The following is an 18,279-nucleotide window of genomic DNA, read 5'->3' as shown; positions in this document are numbered from 1 at the left end:
GGCGTGCCGAGGCGGGGCCTATTCGGCCGCTTTGTAAACATCCGGTCGATGCAGCTCCATATACCGTTCGGGCTTCTCGAGCGACGTGAACCCATGCGGAGCATAGACGTGATGCGCGTCGGTCGTGACCAACATGATTCTGCGCAGCGTGACGAGCGAAGGGCTCGCAAAGATATGTTTCATCAACGCCGACGCATAGCCCTGGCTGCGATACGCGGGCAGCACGAACACGTCGCATAGGTAGGCGAAGGTCGCCTCGTCGGTGACGAGGCGCGCGAACGCCATCTGCTTGCCGTCGACAAAGCCGCCGAAGCACAGCGACCCGGCGACGGCGCGCTCGAAGGTCGCGCGTGGCATGCCTCGCGCCCACGGCGTTTCCTGCGACAGGAATGTATAGACGAGGTCGAGGTCGAGATCGTCGATGCGGCTGGAAATCGTCAGTTCGCCTGCTTGCACGGCACGTCTCCTTTTGATCGCGCAGCGCTTGCGCGTCCCCTAGGGTCTGTTTACATATGGAACGCACGTGCGTTGCCGCGAGAAGGGCCGCTCGCAAGGATTGCGACGCCGCGAATACTCGACGTATTCGCAAGGAGCATGACGCAGCGAGCGGCCCTTCTCGCGGCAACCCCAGTTCTGAATTTCATTCCAGGGGAATGCCCGCTATCGGCCGCATGGCGGCGTCGTGCGTCGCTCACGTGGCGCGGCCACGCAGCGCTCCTTACTCCTTGCCCTGCGCCCCGAAGGAAGTCCCCTTGGGGGACGGCCGATAGCGGGCATTCGCACGTGCGTTCCATATGTAAACAGACCCTAGCTCTTCGCCGGAGTTTCGCCGCCGCGCGTACCCCCACCGATACTCTGCCCAGCATTGCGGGCGAGCCCCATATATCCAAGCACGGACAGCAGCGTCAGCACGCCCGCGAACAGGAACGCGAGGCGGAAATCGTCGAGCGTGAACAGGTGACCGGTCGTCTCGCCGTTGAACAGCGCCGCGACGCGCAGCGACACCGCGCCGAATGCGATGCCGAGACCGATCGTCATCTGCGCGGCCGCGCTCCACAGCGTACTCGCCGCGCTCATCTGCGGCTGCGGGATGTCGGCATAGGCGAGCGTCGCGAGCGTGGAGAACTGCATCGAGCGCGCGACGCCGTACACGAACACGACCATCAGCACGAACACGAGCGGCACGTCCGGCGTCAGCAGTCCGCACGCGATGATGAAAATGCCGGCCACCGCCACATCGACGATCGACACCATCCGGAAGCCAAAGCGCTGCAGGATGCGCGTGGTCAGCGCCTTCATGCCGAGATTGCCGAGCGCGCTCGCGAGCAGCAGCAGCCCCGAGCGGAACGCCGACAGCCCGAAACCGACCTGGAACAGCAGCGGCATCAGATAGGGCACCGCGCCAATGCCAATGCGCGTGAACGAGCCGGTGATGACCGTCACGGAAAACGTCGGCACCTTCAGCGTCGATACGTCGACGAGCGGATACGGATGACGCTTCGCATGCTGGAACGCGAGCGCGCCGACCAGCAGGCCGCCCGCCACGATCGAGACCGCGAGCCACGGATTGGTGGCCGGCTGGCTCGCGAGTTCCGCGCCGTACAGAATCGCAGTCAGCGCGACGCCGCTCAGCAGCAGGCCGACGACGTCGAGCGGCTTGCGTTCAGTGCCGCGCAGGTTCGGCACGATGGCGAGCGCGACGGCAATCGCCGCGAGGCCGAACGGCACGTTCAGCAGGAAGATCCAGCGCCACGACGCGTAGGTCGTGATGAAGCCGCCGATCGGCGGGCCGACCACCGGCGCCGCGATGGCCGGCCATGTGATCGTCGAGATCGCCTGCATCATGCGAGCTTTCTCGGTGCTGCGGACCACGATGAGACGGCCGACCGGCACCATCATCGCGCCGCCGATGCCTTGCAGCAGCCGCGCGGCCGTGAACTCGGGCACGTTCTGCGACAGTCCGCACAGCACCGACGCGACCGTGAACACGCCGATCGCGCTGACGAACACGGTGCGCGCGCCGCAGCGGTCGGCGACCCAGCCGCTCACCGGGATGAAGATCGCGAGCGCGAGCATGTAGGCGGTCATGCCGAGACTCAGGCTGTTCGGGCCGACGCCGAACGAACGCGCCATCTGCGGCAGCGCGGTGGCGATCACCGTGGTGTCGAGGTACTCCATGAAGAAGGTAGCCGCGACGATGTACGGCAGCCAGCCGACGTGCGCGGTGCGGGTGCCGCTGCAGCTCATCGGGCGAGCTTCCGTGCTGCGCGCGTGCGCGCTGAAAGACAATTGACGAGCCCGCGCGGGGCGCGTGAAGAGTTTGACTTCATGGTGCTTGCGACGACCTTTCGTTTGCGTTTTTGTGCTTCTGCCGGCAGCCGGGAGAGCGGCCCCGCGGACGAGGCCGGCGCCGCGAACGGTCGCGGCGGGCTGACGCGAACATCAGCTTGCCTGTTTGCCAGCCCTGAATCCTAACGCAATAAAGGGTTCCATATCGCGCAGGCATGCAGCGCGTCGCACCGCCGCGCCGCCGCCCGAGCGTCAGTCCTTCCCCGCGTACTCCTTGTCCAGCCGGTCATACAGCGGCTTGTTGACGAGCCGCTGGCGCTCGCTGAACGGCGCGACGATCGTCGCGTCCTCGTCGAGGCGGCCGTTGCTTTGCAACGTGCCGAGCGCGCGCTGCATGCCGAGCACCGCGCCCTGCAGTGCCGCATTCGCGTACAGCACGATGCCGTAGCCGAGCTTCGCGAGCGCGTCGCGCGACTGCACCGGCGTCTTGCCGCCGATCACGATGTTGATCAACTGCGGCACATTGAACAGCCCCGGCAGACGCTCGATGTCGGCGAGCGATTCGGTCGCCTCGATGAACAGGATGTCGGCGCCCGCCTCGATGAAGCGATGACCGCGCTCGATCGCGTCCTCGATGCCGTGGACCGCGGCCGCGTCGGTACGCGCCATGATCTGCAGGTTCGCGTCTTCGCGCGCGTCGACAGCCGCGCGGATCTTGCCGACCATCTCGCTCGCCGCGACGACTTCCTTGCCCGAGAAGTGGCCGCATTTTTTGGGCATCACCTGATCTTCGAACTGGATCACGTCGGCGCCGCTGCGCTCGAGCACGCGCACGGTCTGGCGAACGTTCAGCGCGTTGCCGAAGCCGGTGTCGGCATCGACGATCAGCGGCAGCGCGACCGCGTCGCGGATGCGCGCGGTGTGCTCTGCGACTTCGGCAAGGCCGATGAAGCCCAGGTCGGGTAGACCGAGCGACATGTTGGTGACACCCGCGCCGGTGATGTAGACCGCTTCGAAACCGGCGTCCTCGATCACGCGCGCGCTCATCGCGTTGAACGCGCCGGGCACGAGCAGGCCCTGACGCTGATTGACCTTGGCGCGGAAGGCGGCGCGGCGGGTGGCGGAAGTGGTGGTCATGATGCAGGTCTCCAGAAGGGAAATCGGTAAGGGAACGCGGCCGACATTCTGCAGGAAGCGTGCCATTGAACGGCAGTTCGCCGGTCGTGGCGCTGGAACAAGGGTTTGCGCGATATGAACTCCTGCCTGGACGTTCATGGCACAATCGGTGGAACGTTTCATGAAACGTTTCGAGGAACGTTTCGATCAAGGAGGGCCGCGTGTCCACGTTCACCCCATTTGTCGCGAATCCGAGCCCCGCCGTCGATGCCGGGCGGCCCGGTGTCGCACTCGTCAGTATCAGCCGACTGCAGTCGCTTTGCGAGACGGTGGCGCCGCGCTACGCGGGGCGGGCGAAGTTCTTCACGGTGCGGGAGGGCTACGGCGCGGCTGTCGCCGCGTTGCAGGCTTACGTGGACGCAGGTTCGGTCGACGTCGTACTGTCCGCCGGCTCGAACGGTGCGTACCTGCGCGAGAACCTCAGCGTGCCGGTGGTAATGGTCAAGGTGAATGGCTTCGACGTGTTGAGCGCGATCACGCGCGCGACCGCCACATGGCCGCAGGCGCGCATCGGGCTCGTGCTGCACGAAGCAATCGCGCAGGAGTTGGCCGACCTGAGCCCGCTCTTGAACGTCGATCTGCGGCAGCGCGCGTATCGGTCGATCGACGAAGTGCGGCTCGCAGTCGACGAACTCGCCGCGCAGGGCTGCCGCGTGGTGGTCGGCGCTGGCATGGCCTGCGATCTGGCGCAGCAGGCCGGCATGGAAAGCGTGTTCCTGTATTCGCTTGCCGCGGTCGAGGAAGCGTTCGAGCGCTCGGTCGAACTGGCGCGGGTGAGCCGCCAGAAGGAATCGAAGCGGGTGCGCCTGAACACGATCGTCGCGCATCTGCGCGACGGCGTCGCCGCGTTCGACGAAGCCGCCCAGCTCGAAGCCGTCAACCCGGCAATGCTCGAACTGCTCGGTCTAGGCGCCGCGCAGGCGGTCCCAAACGACGACGAGGACACCCCCGCACGAGTCGCGCGCGCGCTCGCGCCGCTGCTGCGCGAGACGCGCGCCGCCGACCAGCCGGTCGACGAACGCATCGAACAGATCGGCGGCCGCGCACTGATCGTCGGCTGTGTGCCGATCGTCGAGCAGGGCGCGCGCGCCGGTTTCGTCGTCACGGCGCAGGACGCGCTCGTTGCGCAGCGGATCGACCGTTCCCTGCGCACCAGCCAGCGGCCGAGGCATCTGGTTGCGCGGCACCGGCTCGACGATCTGATCGGCGCTTCGGCGGCGCTCGAGCGCGTGCGCCGGCTCGCGCGCGCCGGCGCCGCGCACGACGCGACCGTGCTCCTGAGCGGTGAAAGCGGCACCGGCAAGGAACTGGTCGCACAGGGCATCCACAACGCGAGCCGGCGGCGCGGCAATCCGTTCGTCGCGTTCAACTGCGCGGCGGTGCCCGAGGGGCTCATCGAAAGCGAACTGTTCGGGCACGAGGAAGGGGCGTTCACGGGGGCGCGGCGCGGCGGCAAGCCGGGGTTGTTTGAAATCGCGCATACCGGCACTATTTTTCTCGATGAGATCGGCGAAATGCCGGCCGCGCTGCAAAGCCGGCTATTGCGCGTGCTGCAGGAGCGCGAGGTGATGAAGCTCGGCGCGGGCCGCGCGACGCCGGTCGACGTGAGGGTGATCGCCGCGACGCACCGCGATCTGCACGCGCTCGTCGAGGAGGGCGCGTTTCGCGCGGACCTGTATTTCAGATTAAATCTGCTTCAGATAAAATTGCCGCCGCTGCGCGAACGCCGTGCCGACATCGCGCCGCTGGCGCGGCATCTGCTGGAGCGCAGCGCGCTGCAGTACGGCTTGTCGGCGGCGGGGCTCGAGCGGGTGCTGGTGTTTCTCGCCCCGCTTTTTGCGGATTACGCGTGGCCCGGTAACGTCCGTGAACTGGAAAATCTCCTGGCCCGCGCGGCGATTTATATCGGTGACCCGACCAACGAGATGTCCGGGAACTTGACTGCCGAGGCCTTGCCAGACTGGCAGGCCGTGTTTCCCGAGTTCTTCCGGATCAGAGCGGTCGAGGTCGAGCAGATCACACAGGCGCCTCCGGGCCCTGCGCCTGGCAGTACGGCGCCCCGCGCCACCCCCAGCCGCGAGGCCGCGCTGCGCGCCCTCGAACAATCCGGCGGCAATCGCGCCGCCGCGAGCCGCGCGCTCGGCATCGGCAGAACCACGCTGTGGCGGCTTCTGAAGGGCTGAAACGCCCGGCAAATCGTTCCGATAGTCTCAACCGACGAAATGAATAGGGTCAGACTATTGAACTCATTAACACAATCCACTTTACCTATTAAGCGCAGTCTGACATACTGGCTCCACTTTCCAACCCCCTCAAAGAGAGGATTCAGCAAATGCCGATCATCAACAGTCAAGTCAAACCGTTCAAAGCACAGGCTTTTCACAACGGCGATTTCCAGACCGTCACTGAAGAAAGCCTGAAGGGCAAGTGGTCGGTTTTCGTGTTCTACCCGGCCGACTTCACGTTTGTGTGCCCGACCGAACTCGGTGACCTGGCCGATCGTTATGAAGATTTCAAGAAGCTGGGCGTGGAAATCTACAGCGTGTCGACCGATACGCACTTCACGCACAAGGCCTGGCACGACACGTCGGATACGATCCGCAAGATCAAGTACCCGATGCTGGCTGACCCGACGCTCGCTATCTCGCGCAACTTCGACGTGCTGATCGAAGAAGAAGGCCTCGCGCTGCGTGGCACGTTCGTGATCAACCCGGAAGGCGAGATCAAGCTGTGCGAAATTCACGACAACGGCATCGGCCGTGACGCTGGCGAACTGCTGCGCAAGGTTCAGGCTGCTCAGTACATCGCCAAGCACCCGGGCGAAGTGTGCCCCGCCAAGTGGACGCCGGGCGCGCAAACGCTGACCCCGTCGCTCGACCTGATCGGCAAGATCTAAGGTCCGCGCAGCTCACGCTGCACCCGCAGTCTGCATCTGCCGGGATCTTCCCGGCGCTTCACCGCGCGAATCGCCTGATACGGCGCTTCGCGCGCCCCCGGGCCCACCACGTCCTATCCGGATGCGTGCGGCGCCGGGACACCCACACCCCTCGTCACGGAATCGCAACGCCATGCTTGACGTCAATCTCAAGACTCAACTGAAGTCGTACCTCGAAAAGGTTAGCAGGCCTATCGAGCTCGTCGCGTCGATCGATGACAGCGCGAAGTCCCAGGAGCTGCTGGCCCTGCTGAACGACATCGCGACCTTGTCGGAGCGCGTCACGGTGATCGAGCGTCGCGGCGACGACGAACGCAAGCCGTCGTTCTCGATTGGCGAAGCGGGCAAGGAAACCGGCATCCGTTTCGCCGGCATTCCGATGGGGCATGAATTCACGTCGCTCGTCCTCGCACTGCTGCAGGTCGGCGGCCACCCGGTCAAACTCGACGATGCGGTGATCGAACAGATCCGCAGCCTCGACGGCGACTATCAATTCGAAACGTATTTCTCGCTGTCGTGCCAGAACTGCCCGGAAGTCGTACAGGCGCTGAACGTGATGGCGTTGATCAATCCGCGCATCCGTCACGTCGCGATCGACGGCGCGCTGTTCCAGAACGAAGTCGACGCGCGCCAGATCATGGCGGTACCGACGATGTTCCTGAACGGCGAAACCTTCGGCCAGGGCCGCAGCGGCGTGAAGGAAATCCTCGCGAAGCTCGACACCAACGCCGGTGCGCGCGCCGCGAAGCAACTGGAGAACAAGCCGGTGTTCGACACGCTGATCGTCGGCGGCGGCCCGGCGGGCGCGGCGGCGGCGATCTACTCGGCGCGCAAGGGCATTGCGACCGGTGTCGTGGCCGAGCGTTTCGGTGGCCAGGTGCTCGACACGCTGGCGATCGAGAACTTCGTCTCCGTGACCGAAACCGAAGGACCGAAGTTCGCGACCGCGCTCGAACAGCACGTGAAGGCCTATGACGTCGACATCATGGACGTGCAGCGCGCCGAAGCGCTGATTCCGGGGCGCATCATCGAAGTACGTCTGGCCAGTGGCGCGGTGCTGAAGGCGAAGACGATCATCCTGGCGACCGGTGCGCGCTGGCGCGAAATCAACGTGCCGGGCGAGCGCGAGTATCGCAATCATGGCGTCGCATACTGTCCGCACTGCGATGGCCCGCTGTTCAAGGGCAAGCGCGTCGCGGTGATCGGCGGCGGCAACTCAGGCGTCGAGGCCGCGATCGACCTCGCGGGTCTCGTGCGCGAAGTGACGCTGCTCGAATTCGGTGCGACGCTGCGTGCCGACGAAGTGCTGCAACGCAAGCTGCGCAGCCTGCCGAACGTGACGGTCGTCACGCAGGCGCAGACCACGGAAATCACCGGCGACGGCAAGAAGGTCAACGGTCTGGTCTACAAGGACCTCGCTTCGGGCGAAGTGAAGACGGTCGAACTCGAAGGCGTGTTCGTGCAGATCGGTCTCGTGCCGAACACCGAATGGCTGAAGGGCACGGTCGAGCTGTCGAAGCATGGCGAGATCGTCGTCGATGCGCGCGGCGCGACGTCGGTGCCGGGCGTGTTCGCCGCCGGCGACGTGACCACGGTGCCGTTCAAGCAGATCGTGATCGCGGTTGGCGAGGGTGCGAAGGCATCGCTGTCCGCATTCGATCACCTGATCCGCAACAGCGAAGAAGTCGCGGCGGTCAGCGAAGCGGAAGCGGAAGCCGAAGCAGCGGTTTGATTCGGTAGCTCAGAGAGGCAAACCGCGGCCCGCGGGCCGCCGTTTCAGTTTGCGCATGCAACAAGGCCCGCATTCGTGCGGGCCTTTTTCGTTAAAGCACGGGAATCGGTATCACCGTCGGTCGAACGAATACTTGCCGGGGCCGGTCACGCACAACAGCAGCAACCCGCCGATGATGCCGATGTTCTTGTAGAAATGAATCATATTGTCGTACTGCATCGCGCCCGTCATATTCCAGTAGTGATGGCCGATGATTGCGGTGCCGAGCGTATACACCGCAAGCAGCAGCGCCAGCGGTCGCGTGAAAAATCCCACTAACAGCGCGACGCCCACCACAAGCTCCATCACCACCGCGATAACAGCCGACAACGCCGGCACGGGCGCGCCGGTCGACGTCATATAAGCGACGGTGCCGGCAAAGCCGGTCAGCTTCGACCAGCCGAACATCACGAACAGCACCATCAGCAGGATTCGAGCGACGAGCACGACGACGTCTTTCTGGTTTTCAAACAGTGTGTAGCGCATGATTTTTCCCGATAGGGTAGAGGATGAAGCTCGCTGGAAATCGTCGTCCAGCGAGCCGCGTTCAGGTTTGAGTCAATAGCGGCGCAAGCGGAGCGCTTATGCCCACAACGCCGAGGTTTCGATATTACGCAAGTCGAACACGAGCACTTCCGCATCGCGGCCCTGCGTGAACGTCAGCGCTTCTTCACCCCGCACCCGCGCGCCGTCACCCTCGCCAAGCTCGACGCCATTCACCGTAACGCTGCCGCGCGCCACCTGAACATATGCATAGCGGTCCTTCGCGAGTTCGAGCCGCGCAGTTTCCTCGCCGTTGAACAGACCAGCATACACGCGCGCATCCTGTTGCAACTGCAGCGAACCGTTCGCACCGTCCGGCGACAGCACGAGCCGCAGTACACCGCGCTTGTCGGCCGCGCCGAAGTGCTGTTGCTGATAGCGCGGCTTCGTGCCTTGCTGGGCCGGCGCGATCCAGATCTGCAGGAAGTGCACCGGCTCGCTCTTCGAATGGTTGTATTCGCTGTGCGCCACACCGGTGCCCGCGCTCATCAACTGGATGTCGCCCGGCACGATCACCGAGCCCGTGCCCATCGTGTCCTTGTGTTCGAGCGCGCCTTCGAGCACGTACGAAAAGATCTCCATGTCGCGATGCGGATGCTTGCCGAAGCCCTGCGCCGGCGCCACACGGTCGTCGTTGATCACGAGCAGGTCGGAGAAGCCGTTCTGCTTCGGATCGTGATAGTGCGCGAACGAAAACGTATGACGCGAGCTGAGCCAGCCGTGTTCCGCGCGGCCACGTTGGTTGGCGTGTCTGATTTCGAGCATGCTGTTTTCTCCTTGAGTTTTGTCGTGCGATCCGGGCCAGATGTTTGGCTGCGATCCATGAACGACAGTGTAGGTCAATCCGGATGGCTATAATCATGATAAAACCGGAAACACTGTCGCATTGGAGTGGACAATACGATGCAACTCGATGACATGCGCATCTTCGTCGCGACCGTCGACGCCCACAATTTCACCGCCGCGGCCAACCGGCTGTCGCTGTCGAAACAGTTCGTGAGCCGCCGTGTGATGGCGCTCGAGGAAGCGCTCGGTGTGCAACTGCTGATCCGCAACACGCGCAAGCTGGCGGTGACCGATCTGGGTCAGGAGTTCTACGAGCGCGCGAAGCGCATCCTCGGCGAGGTCGAGGACGCCGAGCAGGCCATGTCGCTGCGCCGCGCCGGGCCGCGCGGGCTGCTACGCGTGAGCGCGCCGATGTCGTTCGGCATGATGCATCTGTCGCCGCTCGTCGCGGCGTTTCTGCGCGAGCATCGCGACGTGCGCTTCGACATGGAACTGAGCGACCGCGCCGTCGATGTGGTCGGCGAAGGCTTCGACATGGCGATCCGTATCGGCACGCTGGCGGATTCGTCGCTGATCGCGCAAAAGCTGATCGATGTGAAGATGGTCGCGTGCTGCAGCCCCGGTTATCTGCGCCGGCGTGGCAGCCCGGCCGTGCCTGGCGATCTCGCGAACCACGAATGTCTGCTGTACGGCCACGGCGGCGCGGTGAGCTGGGACTTCAGCGTCGAGGGCGTGCTGAAGAGCGTCGAGGTGCGCGGGCCGTTACGCGCCAATAACGGCGATCTGATTCGCGATGCGGCCGTCGCGGGACTTGGAATCGTTCGGCTGCCGGATTTCATCGTCGCCGATGCGCTCGCAAGCGGACAACTCGTGCCCGTGCTCGAAGCGTTCCTGCCGTCGACGACGGGCGTCTATGCCGTGTATCCGCAGCATCGGCAAAGCTCGGTCACGATCCGGGCATTCGTCGAGTTTCTGCGCAGGCATCTGAGGAAGAAGCTCGCGACCGAACCGCGGACGCCCGTCGGCTAATCCCCTAAACCCTATCAACCGTTGCGGAAGATAAAGCTGTACGCGCTCAACGCCGGCACGCCGCCCAGGTGCGCATAAAGTACGCGCGAGCCGGCCGGAAATTCGCCGTTACGCACCTTGTCGATCATGCCGTGCATCGACTTTCCCTCGTACACCGGATCGGTCAGCATGCCTTCGAGCCGCGCGCACAGACGGATCGCCTCGAGCGTGCCGTCATTCGGCAGACCGTATTCCGGGCCGCCGTAGCGCTCGTCGAGCACGATGTCCTTCGCGATGATGTCGCGGCCCAGCTCGACGCTCTCGGCGGTCCGCTTCGCGATGCGCGTGATCTGCTCGCGTGTCTGCGCCGGTTTCGCCGATGCGTCGATGCCGATCACCCGATCGGCGCGGCCGTCGGCGGCGAAACCGACGACCATGCCAGCCTGCGTGCTGCCCGTCACCGAGCACACGACGATGTAGTCGAACTTGAAGCCCAGTTCGGCTTCCTGCTGACGCACCTCTTCGGCAAAGCCGACGAAGCCGAGGCCGCCGAGCGGATGGTCCGAGCAGCCGGCCGGAATCGCGTACGGCTTGCCGCCGGCCGCGCGCACGCTGTCGAGCGCGTCTTCCCAGCTCTTGCGAAAGCCGATGTCGAAGCCGTCCGCCACGAGCCGCACGTCGGCGCCCATCATGCGCGACATCTGGATGTTGCCGACGCGGTCATACACCGCATCTGAGTAGTTGACCCAATTCTCCTGCACGAGCACGCACTTCAGGCCGAGATGCGCGGCAACCGCCGCGACCTGGCGCGTCTGGTTGGACTGGATGCCGCCGATCGACACGAGCGTGTCGCAGCCCTGCGCGAGCGCGTCCGGGATCAGATACTCGAGCTTGCGGGTCTTATTGCCGCCGAACGCGAGGCCGCTATTGCAGTCCTCGCGCTTGGCATACAGCTCGACCTTGCCGCCGAGATGCTCGCTCAGACGCTTGAGCGGTTGAATTGGCGTCGGTCCGAAGGTGAGCGGGTAGCGGGGGAATCGTTGCAGGTTCATCGCGGCTCCGTGGTGGGGTGATTTCCGTGAGTTCATGTTAGGAAAAACCGCTAGAAATGAGCTTGCGAAAAAATTCGCTCAGACGTATTTTTCGAAATCAAGTAATGTCCACTTCCTAACAAAACTTCGTACATACGGTCATGAGCGCAACGAAAGTTCGTGCTGGGGCGCCACCTTCGGGCATCGGCGCGATTCACCACCCGCTCGATCGCATCGATCGCGCGATCCTGCGGCAGTTGCAAACCGACGCGTCGATTTCGAACGTGGCGCTCGCCGCGAAAGTGAAGCTGAGCGCGCCGGCGTGTTTGCGGCGCGTCGAACGCCTGAAGGAATCGGGGCTGATTCGCGGCGTGGTCGCGCTGCTCGATCCAAAGGCGGCCGGCGCGGGCATGCTCGTGATCATCGGCGTGGTACTGGATCGCTCGACGCCCGAGTCGTTCGCCGAGTTCGAGAAGGCCGCGCAGAAAGTGGCCGGCTGCATGGAGTGCCACGTGGTGACCGGCGAGTTCGACTATTTCATGGTGATCCGCACGCGCGACAGCGACAGCTTCAATCGACTGCACGCCGAGCAGTTGCTGTATCTGCCGGGCGTACGGCAGATCCGCTCATTCATGGTGCTGAAGGAAATCCTGTCGACCACGAAATTTCCGCTGTGAGCCGCGCGGCCGCGCCGCCGGCCGCGAAAGCGCGCATGCTGTCATAAACGCCGCGCCCGCGCGACCAAGCTTCGGCGCACCCGCATGCGGCCGTGGCAGCACCGTGCCAAAGCGGGCGGGCGCCGGCACTTTTCCGGAGCGACCATCATGACTCGCAACAGACCGCAATTCCTTACATCGTTCGGCGGCACCTCGAAACGCACACGCGCGGCCGTGTTGTCGTTGCTGCTAGGCGCGGCCGCGCTCGCGTTGCCGCTCGCGCAGCGCGTCGCGTTCGCGGCGGAGAGCGCCGTCGTGATCGCGCCGCCCGCGCTCGACGAACCGATCCCGGCCAGCACCGCGCACGAGGAAACCGCGGTGTTTGCGGGTGGCTGCTTCTGGGGCGTCCAGGGGGTGTTCCAGCATGTGCGCGGTGTCACGCGGGCGGTGTCCGGCTACTCGGGCGGCTCACGCGACACCGCGCAGTACGAGACCGTCAGCGGCGGCGAGACGGGGCACGCCGAATCGGTGCAGGTCACGTTCGATCCTGGCAAGGTCACCTACGGCCAGTTGCTGCAGGTGTATTTCTCGGTGGTTCAGGACCCGACCGAGCTGAATCGTCAGGGGCCCGACAGCGGCACGCAATACCGCTCCGCGATCTTTCCGCTGAACGACGCGCAACGGCACGTCGCGCAAAGCTACATTGCGCAGCTCGACAAGTCGCACGTGTTCCCCGCGCCGATCGTCACGAAGACGGAGCCGTACAAGGGCTTCTATCCGGCCGAGTTGTATCACCAGAACTATCTGACCTTGCATCCCGATTCGGCCTACATCGTGTTCAATGACATGCCGAAAATCGCCAACCTGAAACGCCTGTTCCCCAACCTGTACCGCGCCAAGCCGGTACTCGTCGAAGCCGGGCAATAACCCTCGGAACGGCGGCGCCAGCGGCGCCGCCGCAGCGCCGGACCGTCTTCGGGTTACGCCTTGGGCCGCGCTCGTCATCAATCTTCCACAGAGTTGGCGCATATCTTGCGCAGCAATGTTCCGTTGGCCATTGTCCACGTCACCGCGGCGTGCAAGGACTATGCGCAGTGGCCACACGAGCGCGGGGGTCATGCGGGCTCGCCGCGCCTCGTGCGCATCGCGCTGCCCGCTTCATCGATTGGAAAAATTACACGCCGTAAGTAACAGCGCGGCGGTCGTCCGCGTTTTTGGGTCCGCGCTGGACCCCGGGCGAAAACCTAACCTCATCGCGACGAGCGAGATTGGAGGCTTCCGGTGGTCAACAGCCGTAGAAAGAAGCGGGGCGCCATGCCTCGCCATAAACAAACCGGCATCGCGGCGAGCTCGCTCGTCGCCGCGACCTTGGGCGCGATGGCCTGCGTGCCGGGTGTGGTCTTCGCGCAGACGCCGTCGCCGCTCGGCGAATGGCAATATTCGGTGGGCATTCCGCTGCAGAAGATGTGGCAGCCGAACATTCCCGACTGGCAACTGCGTTTCGGCGTGGCCACATCGTTCCAGCCGCGCTTCGAAGGATCGGACCGCTATCACCTGGTGACCGGCCCGAGCATCGACGTGCGCTACAAGGATCTGTTCTTTCTGTCGAGCGGCGAAGGTTTTGGCGTGAATTTCGCGCAGGGCGAGAACTGGCGCATGAGTCTCGCCGCGGTCTACGACCTCGGGCGACGCGGCCAGGACGATCCGCAGGAACTCAACGGGCTCGGCAACATCAACCCGGCGCCCGGTCTGAAGCTTTCGGGCGAGTACGTCGTGTCGAAGGATTTTCCGCTCGTTCTGCGCGCCGATATCCGCCGCTATTTCGGCGGATCGAACGGCTGGATCGGCGATCTTGGCGCCTATATGCCGATGCCCGGCAGCACCAGGCAGTTCTTCTGGTTCGCCGGCCCGAACGTGGTGCTCGCGGACTCCCATTACATGAACAGCTGGTTCGGCGTCAATCAGGAGCAGGCCGCGCACTCGCAGTATCCGCAGTATCACGCGAGCGCGGGCTTCAAGTCGGTGGGTTTCGGCGTCAGCGCGATCTGGCTGTTCAGCAAGCACTGGTTCGCGACCGCCGACGGCGCGTTCGAGCAGCTCGTCGGCAGCGCGGGCAATAGTCCGATCACGCGCAGCCGCGCGACCGGCGTCGCCGACGTGTCGATCAACTACCGGTTCTGACGCACCGCCGGCGCGCAGCCATTGCGCCGTGACTTGGTGGGTATAGCCCTTGCTGACTCTGTGATCGCGCGCCGCGACGCCTCCGTCGCCGCGCGCTCGAACACAAGGAGTCGATCCCCATGGCAGGTAAATCGAATACCCAGAAGGCCGCGGCCCAGGCAAACGGGGCAGCGCAGCCGAACGACGCGAAATCGAACGATCTCGAACGCAATCGCGTGAAGCCGCAAGGCGAGGCCCTGAGGACCAATCAGGGCGTCAAGATCGCCGACAACCAGAACACGTTGCGTGCGGGACCGCGCGGTCCATCGCTGCTCGAAGATTTCATCATGCGTGAAAAGATCACGCACTTCGACCACGAGCGCATTCCCGAACGGATCGTGCACGCGCGTGGCTCGGCCGCGCATGGTGTCTTCAAGGTCTACGAATCGATGCGCGAGTACACCAAGGCCGCGTTTTTGCAGGACCCGGCCGCCGAAACGCCGGTCTATGTGCGTTTCTCGACCGTGCAAGGTCCGCGCGGCTCTGCCGACACCGTGCGCGACGTGCGCGGCTTCGCGACAAAGTTCTACACGCAGGAAGGCAATTTCGATCTGGTCGGCAACAACATGCCGGTGTTCTTTATCCAGGACGCGATCAAGTTTCCTGACTTCGTGCACGCGGTGAAACCGGAAGCACCGAACGAAATGCCGACCGGCGGGTCCGCGCACGACACGTTCTGGGACTTCGTCTCGCTCGTGCCCGAATCGGCGCACATGGTGTTGTGGACGATGTCGGACCGCGCGATTCCGCGCAGCCTACGGACGATGGAAGGCTTCGGCGTTCACACGTTCCGCTTCGTCAGTGCGCAGGGCAAAGCTCGTTTCGTCAAGTTCCACTGGCGTCCCGTGCTCGGCTCGTATTCGCTGCTGTGGGACGAAGCGCAGAAGCTCGCGGGCAAGGACCCGGACTTTCACCGCCGCGACCTATGGGAAGCGATCGAGCGCGGCGATTATCCAGAGTACGAACTGGGGGTGCAGATCGTCGAGGAAGCCGACGAGCACAAGTTCGATTTCGACCTGCTCGATCCGACCAAGCTGATTCCGGAAGAGCTGGTGCCGGTGAAAATCATCGGCAAGATGACGCTCAATCGCAATCCGGACAACTTCTTCGCCGAGACCGAACAGGCCGCGTTCCATCCGGGGCATATCGTGCCGGGCATCGATTTCACCAACGATCCGTTGCTGCAGGGGCGTTTGTTCTCGTACACGGACACTCAGATCAGCCGCCTCGGTGGCCCGAACTTTCACGAGATTCCGATCAACCGGCCGGTCTGTCCATCCGTCAACAATCAGCGCGATGCGATGCATCGGCAGGCGATCCATGTCGGCCAGGCGTCGTACGAGCCGAACTCGCTGAACGACGGCTGGCCGAAGGAAACCGATCCGGCCGCTGAAGATGGCGGCTTCGACAGCCATCAGGCACGCGTCGAGGGCACGAAGATTCGCGTGCGCAGCGACTCGTTCGCCGATCATTTCTCGCAGGCCGCGTTGTTCTACAACAGCATGTCGCAGCCGGAAAAAGACCATATCGCGGCGGCCTATCAGTTCGAGCTCGGCAAGGTGACGAAGCCCGAGATTCGCGCGCGTCAGGTCAACGAGATTCTCGCGAACTTCGACGCCGATCTCGCCGCGAAGGTCGCCGAAGGACTCGGCTTGCCGGCGCCGAAAAAGGGCACGGCGAAACTCGTCGGGCCGAAGACGTCGCCGGCGTTGAGTCTGCTCAATCGCGTGAAGCCCGGCATCAAGACCCGCAAGATCGCGCTGCTCGCCGCACCCGGCTCCGATGGCGCGGCGATCAAACAGTTGCAGCAGGCGCTCACGGGTGAAGGCGCAACGCCGATGCTGATCGCGCCGACGCTCGCCGGGATCGATGGCCTCGCGCCCGACGCGACGATCGCCGGGCTGCCATCGGTGATGTTCGACGCGGTGATCGTCGTCGGCGGCGAGAAGGGGGCGAAGGCACTGTCGCAATCGGGCGATGCGCGGCACTTCGTGCTCGAAGCGTTCAAGCATCTGAAGGCGATCGCGGCGCTCGGCGCGGGGCGCGACCTGCTCACGGCCGCCCAGTTGCCCGCGCAGCCGGACGGCGTCGCGACCGGCGAGGACTCGCAGTCCGCCGACGTGTTGAAGGCGTTCATCAAGGCCGCCGGACAGCATCGCGTGTGGTCGCGCGCGGCGCAGGCGGAATCGGTGCCGGCCTGAGCGGGCCGAGCCGGTTGCGCTGATGCGCTGCCGCGTGAGCCGCTGAACGGTGCTGAGCGTAGCTGAAACGCGGCGGGTCGATAGCCGACGATCGCGACCATCGCACCCGCGCGGGCCGTCTGATCGTCGCGGTCGAAGACGATCCGCCGTTCGCCGCGATTCTGCGCGATCTCGTGCACGAACTCGACTTCGACTTCGTGCACGCGAGCGATGCAGCGAGCGGCCTCGCGCTGGTGCGCGACATGCGGCCGGCTGCGGTGCTGCTCGACGTCGATCATCATCAAGGGCGCGAAATCGCCGGAGCGTCTGCTCGATGAAGTCACGCTGTTTCTGCATAGCGTCGAGTCGTCGCTCGCGCCGGAGCAGCAGCGCATGCTGCGCACCGTGCGGCAACGCGACAATGCGTTCGAGGGCCGCACGATCCTGCTCGCCGAAGACGACGTGCGCAACATCTTCGCGCTGTCGCACGTGCTGGAGCCGCTCGGCGCGAAACTGCTGATCGCGCGCAACGGCCGCGAGGCGCTCGACGAACTGGAGAACGGGCCGGAAGTGCATCTGGTGCTGATGGACATCATGATGCCCGAGATGGACGGTCTGACCGCGATGGGCGAGGTTCGCCGCAATCCGCGCTTCACGCATCTGCCGATCATCGCGCTGACCGCGAAGGCGATGGCGAACGATCGCACGCGCTGCCTCGAAGCGGGCGCCGACGACTACGTGTCGAAACCGATCGACGTCGACAAGCTCGTTGCGCTGTGCCGCGTGTGGCTGCGGCAGCGCTGACGGCGCGAGCGTAAGCACGGAAGCGAGAAACGCGATGAAACCGTCCGCATCTGAGGCACCGCACCGCATCAGCGATTTCGACATCGAGCTGCGGCTGCTGCTCGAGGCGATCTATCTGAAGTATCAGCACGACTTTCGCCACTACGCGATGTCGTCGCTGCGCCGCCGCCTCACGCAGGCGCTCGATGAATTCAACGTGGAGACGCTGTCGCAATTGCAGGACCGCATCATGCGCGACGGCTACGAGTTTTCGCGGCTGTTGCGCTACCTGACCGTGCAGGTCAGCGACATGTTTCGCGATCCGTCGTATTTCCTCGCGCTGCGCGAGCACGTGCTGCCGCGTTTGCGCACCTACCCGTCGATCAAGGTGTGGGTCGCCGGATGCAGCACCGGCGAGGAGCTGTGGTCGCTGAAGATCCTGTTCGACGAGGAGGGTCTCACCGAGCGCACGCTGTTCTACGCGACCGACATCAACCCCGACGCGCTCGCGCGCGCGGAGGCGGGCATCTACGCGCTCGAACGCATCCAGGGCTTCACGCAGAACTATCTGGCGGCGGGCGGCACGCGTTCGCTGTCGGACTACTATCATGCAGCGTATGGCGGCGCGCGCTTTGCCGGCTCGCTCAAAGAGCGCGTGGTGTTCGCCGATCACAGCCTGTCCACCGACGAAGTGTTTCTCGAAGCGCATCTGGTGTCATGCCGCAACGTGCTGATCTATTTCGATCGCGGCTTGCAGGATCGCGCGTTGGGGCTGTTCGAGAACGCACTGGTGCGGCGCGGCTTTCTCGGCCTGGGCAGCAAGGAAACCCTGCGGTTTTCACATCACTACCCGGCGTTCGACGAGTTTCGCGCGGCCGAACGCATTTATCACAAGCGTTAG

Annotated in this window: 15 protein-coding genes and 1 pseudogene; 10 read left to right on the top strand and 6 right to left on the bottom strand. The window is 64.5% G+C overall.

The features are described from left to right. Positions 1-18: 18 nt before the first annotated feature. The 3 genes from HDG33_RS25860 to HDG33_RS25850 all read right to left on the bottom strand — a co-directional run bounded on the left by HDG33_RS25860 (position 19) and on the right by HDG33_RS25850 (position 3,426). Positions 19-456 carry a GNAT family N-acetyltransferase gene (locus tag HDG33_RS25860; protein ID WP_184035510.1) on the bottom strand — a complete coding sequence of 146 codons (438 nt, stop codon included), beginning with the start codon at positions 454-456 and terminating at the stop codon, positions 19-21. Between the two features lie 351 nt (positions 457-807). Further along, positions 808-2,247 carry an MFS transporter gene (locus HDG33_RS25855; RefSeq protein WP_184035507.1) on the bottom strand — a complete coding sequence of 480 codons (1,440 nt, stop codon included), beginning with the start codon at positions 2,245-2,247 and terminating at the stop codon, positions 808-810. A gap of 294 nt (positions 2,248-2,541) precedes the next feature. Continuing rightward, positions 2,542-3,426: an oxaloacetate decarboxylase gene (locus tag HDG33_RS25850; RefSeq protein ID WP_090810512.1), complete on the bottom strand. Its 885-nt coding sequence runs from the start codon at positions 3,424-3,426 to the stop codon at positions 2,542-2,544. Between the two features lie 200 nt (positions 3,427-3,626). Here HDG33_RS25850 and prpR point away from each other — a divergent pair, with 200 nt between their 5' ends. The 3 genes from prpR to ahpF all read left to right on the top strand — a co-directional run bounded on the left by prpR (position 3,627) and on the right by ahpF (position 8,132). Next, on the top strand, positions 3,627-5,648 hold the full coding sequence (prpR, locus tag HDG33_RS25845) for a propionate catabolism operon regulatory protein PrpR (protein ID WP_184035503.1): 2,022 nt from the start codon (positions 3,627-3,629) through the stop codon (positions 5,646-5,648). 149 nt (positions 5,649-5,797) lie between these two features. Continuing rightward, entirely contained in the window at positions 5,798-6,361 is a 564-nt protein-coding gene (gene ahpC, locus HDG33_RS25840) for an alkyl hydroperoxide reductase subunit C (RefSeq protein WP_090809789.1), read from the top strand. Between the two features lie 172 nt (positions 6,362-6,533). After that, entirely contained in the window at positions 6,534-8,132 is a 1,599-nt protein-coding gene (gene ahpF, locus HDG33_RS25835) for an alkyl hydroperoxide reductase subunit F (RefSeq protein WP_184035501.1), read from the top strand. A 111-nt stretch (positions 8,133-8,243) separates the two neighbouring features. Here the strand turns inward: ahpF and HDG33_RS25830 are convergent, their stop codons facing one another. Both HDG33_RS25830 and HDG33_RS25825 read right to left on the bottom strand, forming a co-directional pair. After that, positions 8,244-8,657, bottom strand: coding sequence for a DoxX family protein (locus tag HDG33_RS25830; RefSeq protein ID WP_184035498.1), 414 nt, complete (start codon positions 8,655-8,657; stop codon positions 8,244-8,246). A 96-nt stretch (positions 8,658-8,753) separates the two neighbouring features. Then, positions 8,754-9,479, bottom strand: coding sequence for a pirin family protein (locus HDG33_RS25825; RefSeq protein WP_184035495.1), 726 nt, complete (start codon positions 9,477-9,479; stop codon positions 8,754-8,756). A gap of 138 nt (positions 9,480-9,617) precedes the next feature. On the opposite strand from HDG33_RS25825, the gene HDG33_RS25820 reads away from it, so the two are divergent. After that, positions 9,618-10,529, top strand: a complete 912-nt coding sequence (locus HDG33_RS25820) for a LysR family transcriptional regulator (protein WP_184035492.1) — start codon at positions 9,618-9,620, stop codon at positions 10,527-10,529. Positions 10,530-10,543: 14 nt separating this feature from the next. On the opposite strand, the gene HDG33_RS25815 is transcribed toward HDG33_RS25820, so the two are convergent. After that, entirely contained in the window at positions 10,544-11,560 is a 1,017-nt protein-coding gene (locus HDG33_RS25815) for a 1-aminocyclopropane-1-carboxylate deaminase (RefSeq protein WP_184035489.1), read from the bottom strand. A 140-nt stretch (positions 11,561-11,700) separates the two neighbouring features. Between HDG33_RS25815 and HDG33_RS25810 the strand changes: the two genes are divergently transcribed. From HDG33_RS25810 to HDG33_RS25785, 6 genes and pseudogenes are all read left to right on the top strand, one after another. Beyond that, positions 11,701-12,216 carry an Lrp/AsnC family transcriptional regulator gene (locus tag HDG33_RS25810; protein WP_026226668.1) on the top strand — a complete coding sequence of 172 codons (516 nt, stop codon included), beginning with the start codon at positions 11,701-11,703 and terminating at the stop codon, positions 12,214-12,216. A gap of 147 nt (positions 12,217-12,363) precedes the next feature. Further along, on the top strand, positions 12,364-13,122 hold the full coding sequence (gene msrA / locus HDG33_RS25805) for a peptide-methionine (S)-S-oxide reductase MsrA (protein ID WP_184035486.1): 759 nt from the start codon (positions 12,364-12,366) through the stop codon (positions 13,120-13,122). A gap of 354 nt (positions 13,123-13,476) precedes the next feature. Continuing rightward, positions 13,477-14,376, top strand: coding sequence for a MipA/OmpV family protein (locus tag HDG33_RS25800; RefSeq protein ID WP_184035483.1), 900 nt, complete (start codon positions 13,477-13,479; stop codon positions 14,374-14,376). 119 nt (positions 14,377-14,495) lie between these two features. Beyond that, a complete protein-coding gene (katE, locus tag HDG33_RS25795; RefSeq protein ID WP_184035480.1) occupies positions 14,496-16,616 on the top strand; it encodes a catalase HPII in 2,121 nt (706 codons plus the stop codon). A 77-nt stretch (positions 16,617-16,693) separates the two neighbouring features. Next, positions 16,694-17,399, top strand: a pseudogene (locus tag HDG33_RS25790) (response regulator); the annotation flags it as partial. Between the two features lie 34 nt (positions 17,400-17,433). Further along, entirely contained in the window at positions 17,434-18,279 is an 846-nt protein-coding gene (locus HDG33_RS25785; protein WP_184035477.1) for a protein-glutamate O-methyltransferase CheR, read from the top strand.

Source organism: Paraburkholderia sp. Cpub6 (assembly GCF_014201065.1).
Lineage (GTDB): Bacteria > Pseudomonadota > Gammaproteobacteria > Burkholderiales > Burkholderiaceae > Paraburkholderia > Paraburkholderia tuberum.
This window is presented reverse-complemented; position numbering and strand designations above follow the sequence as displayed.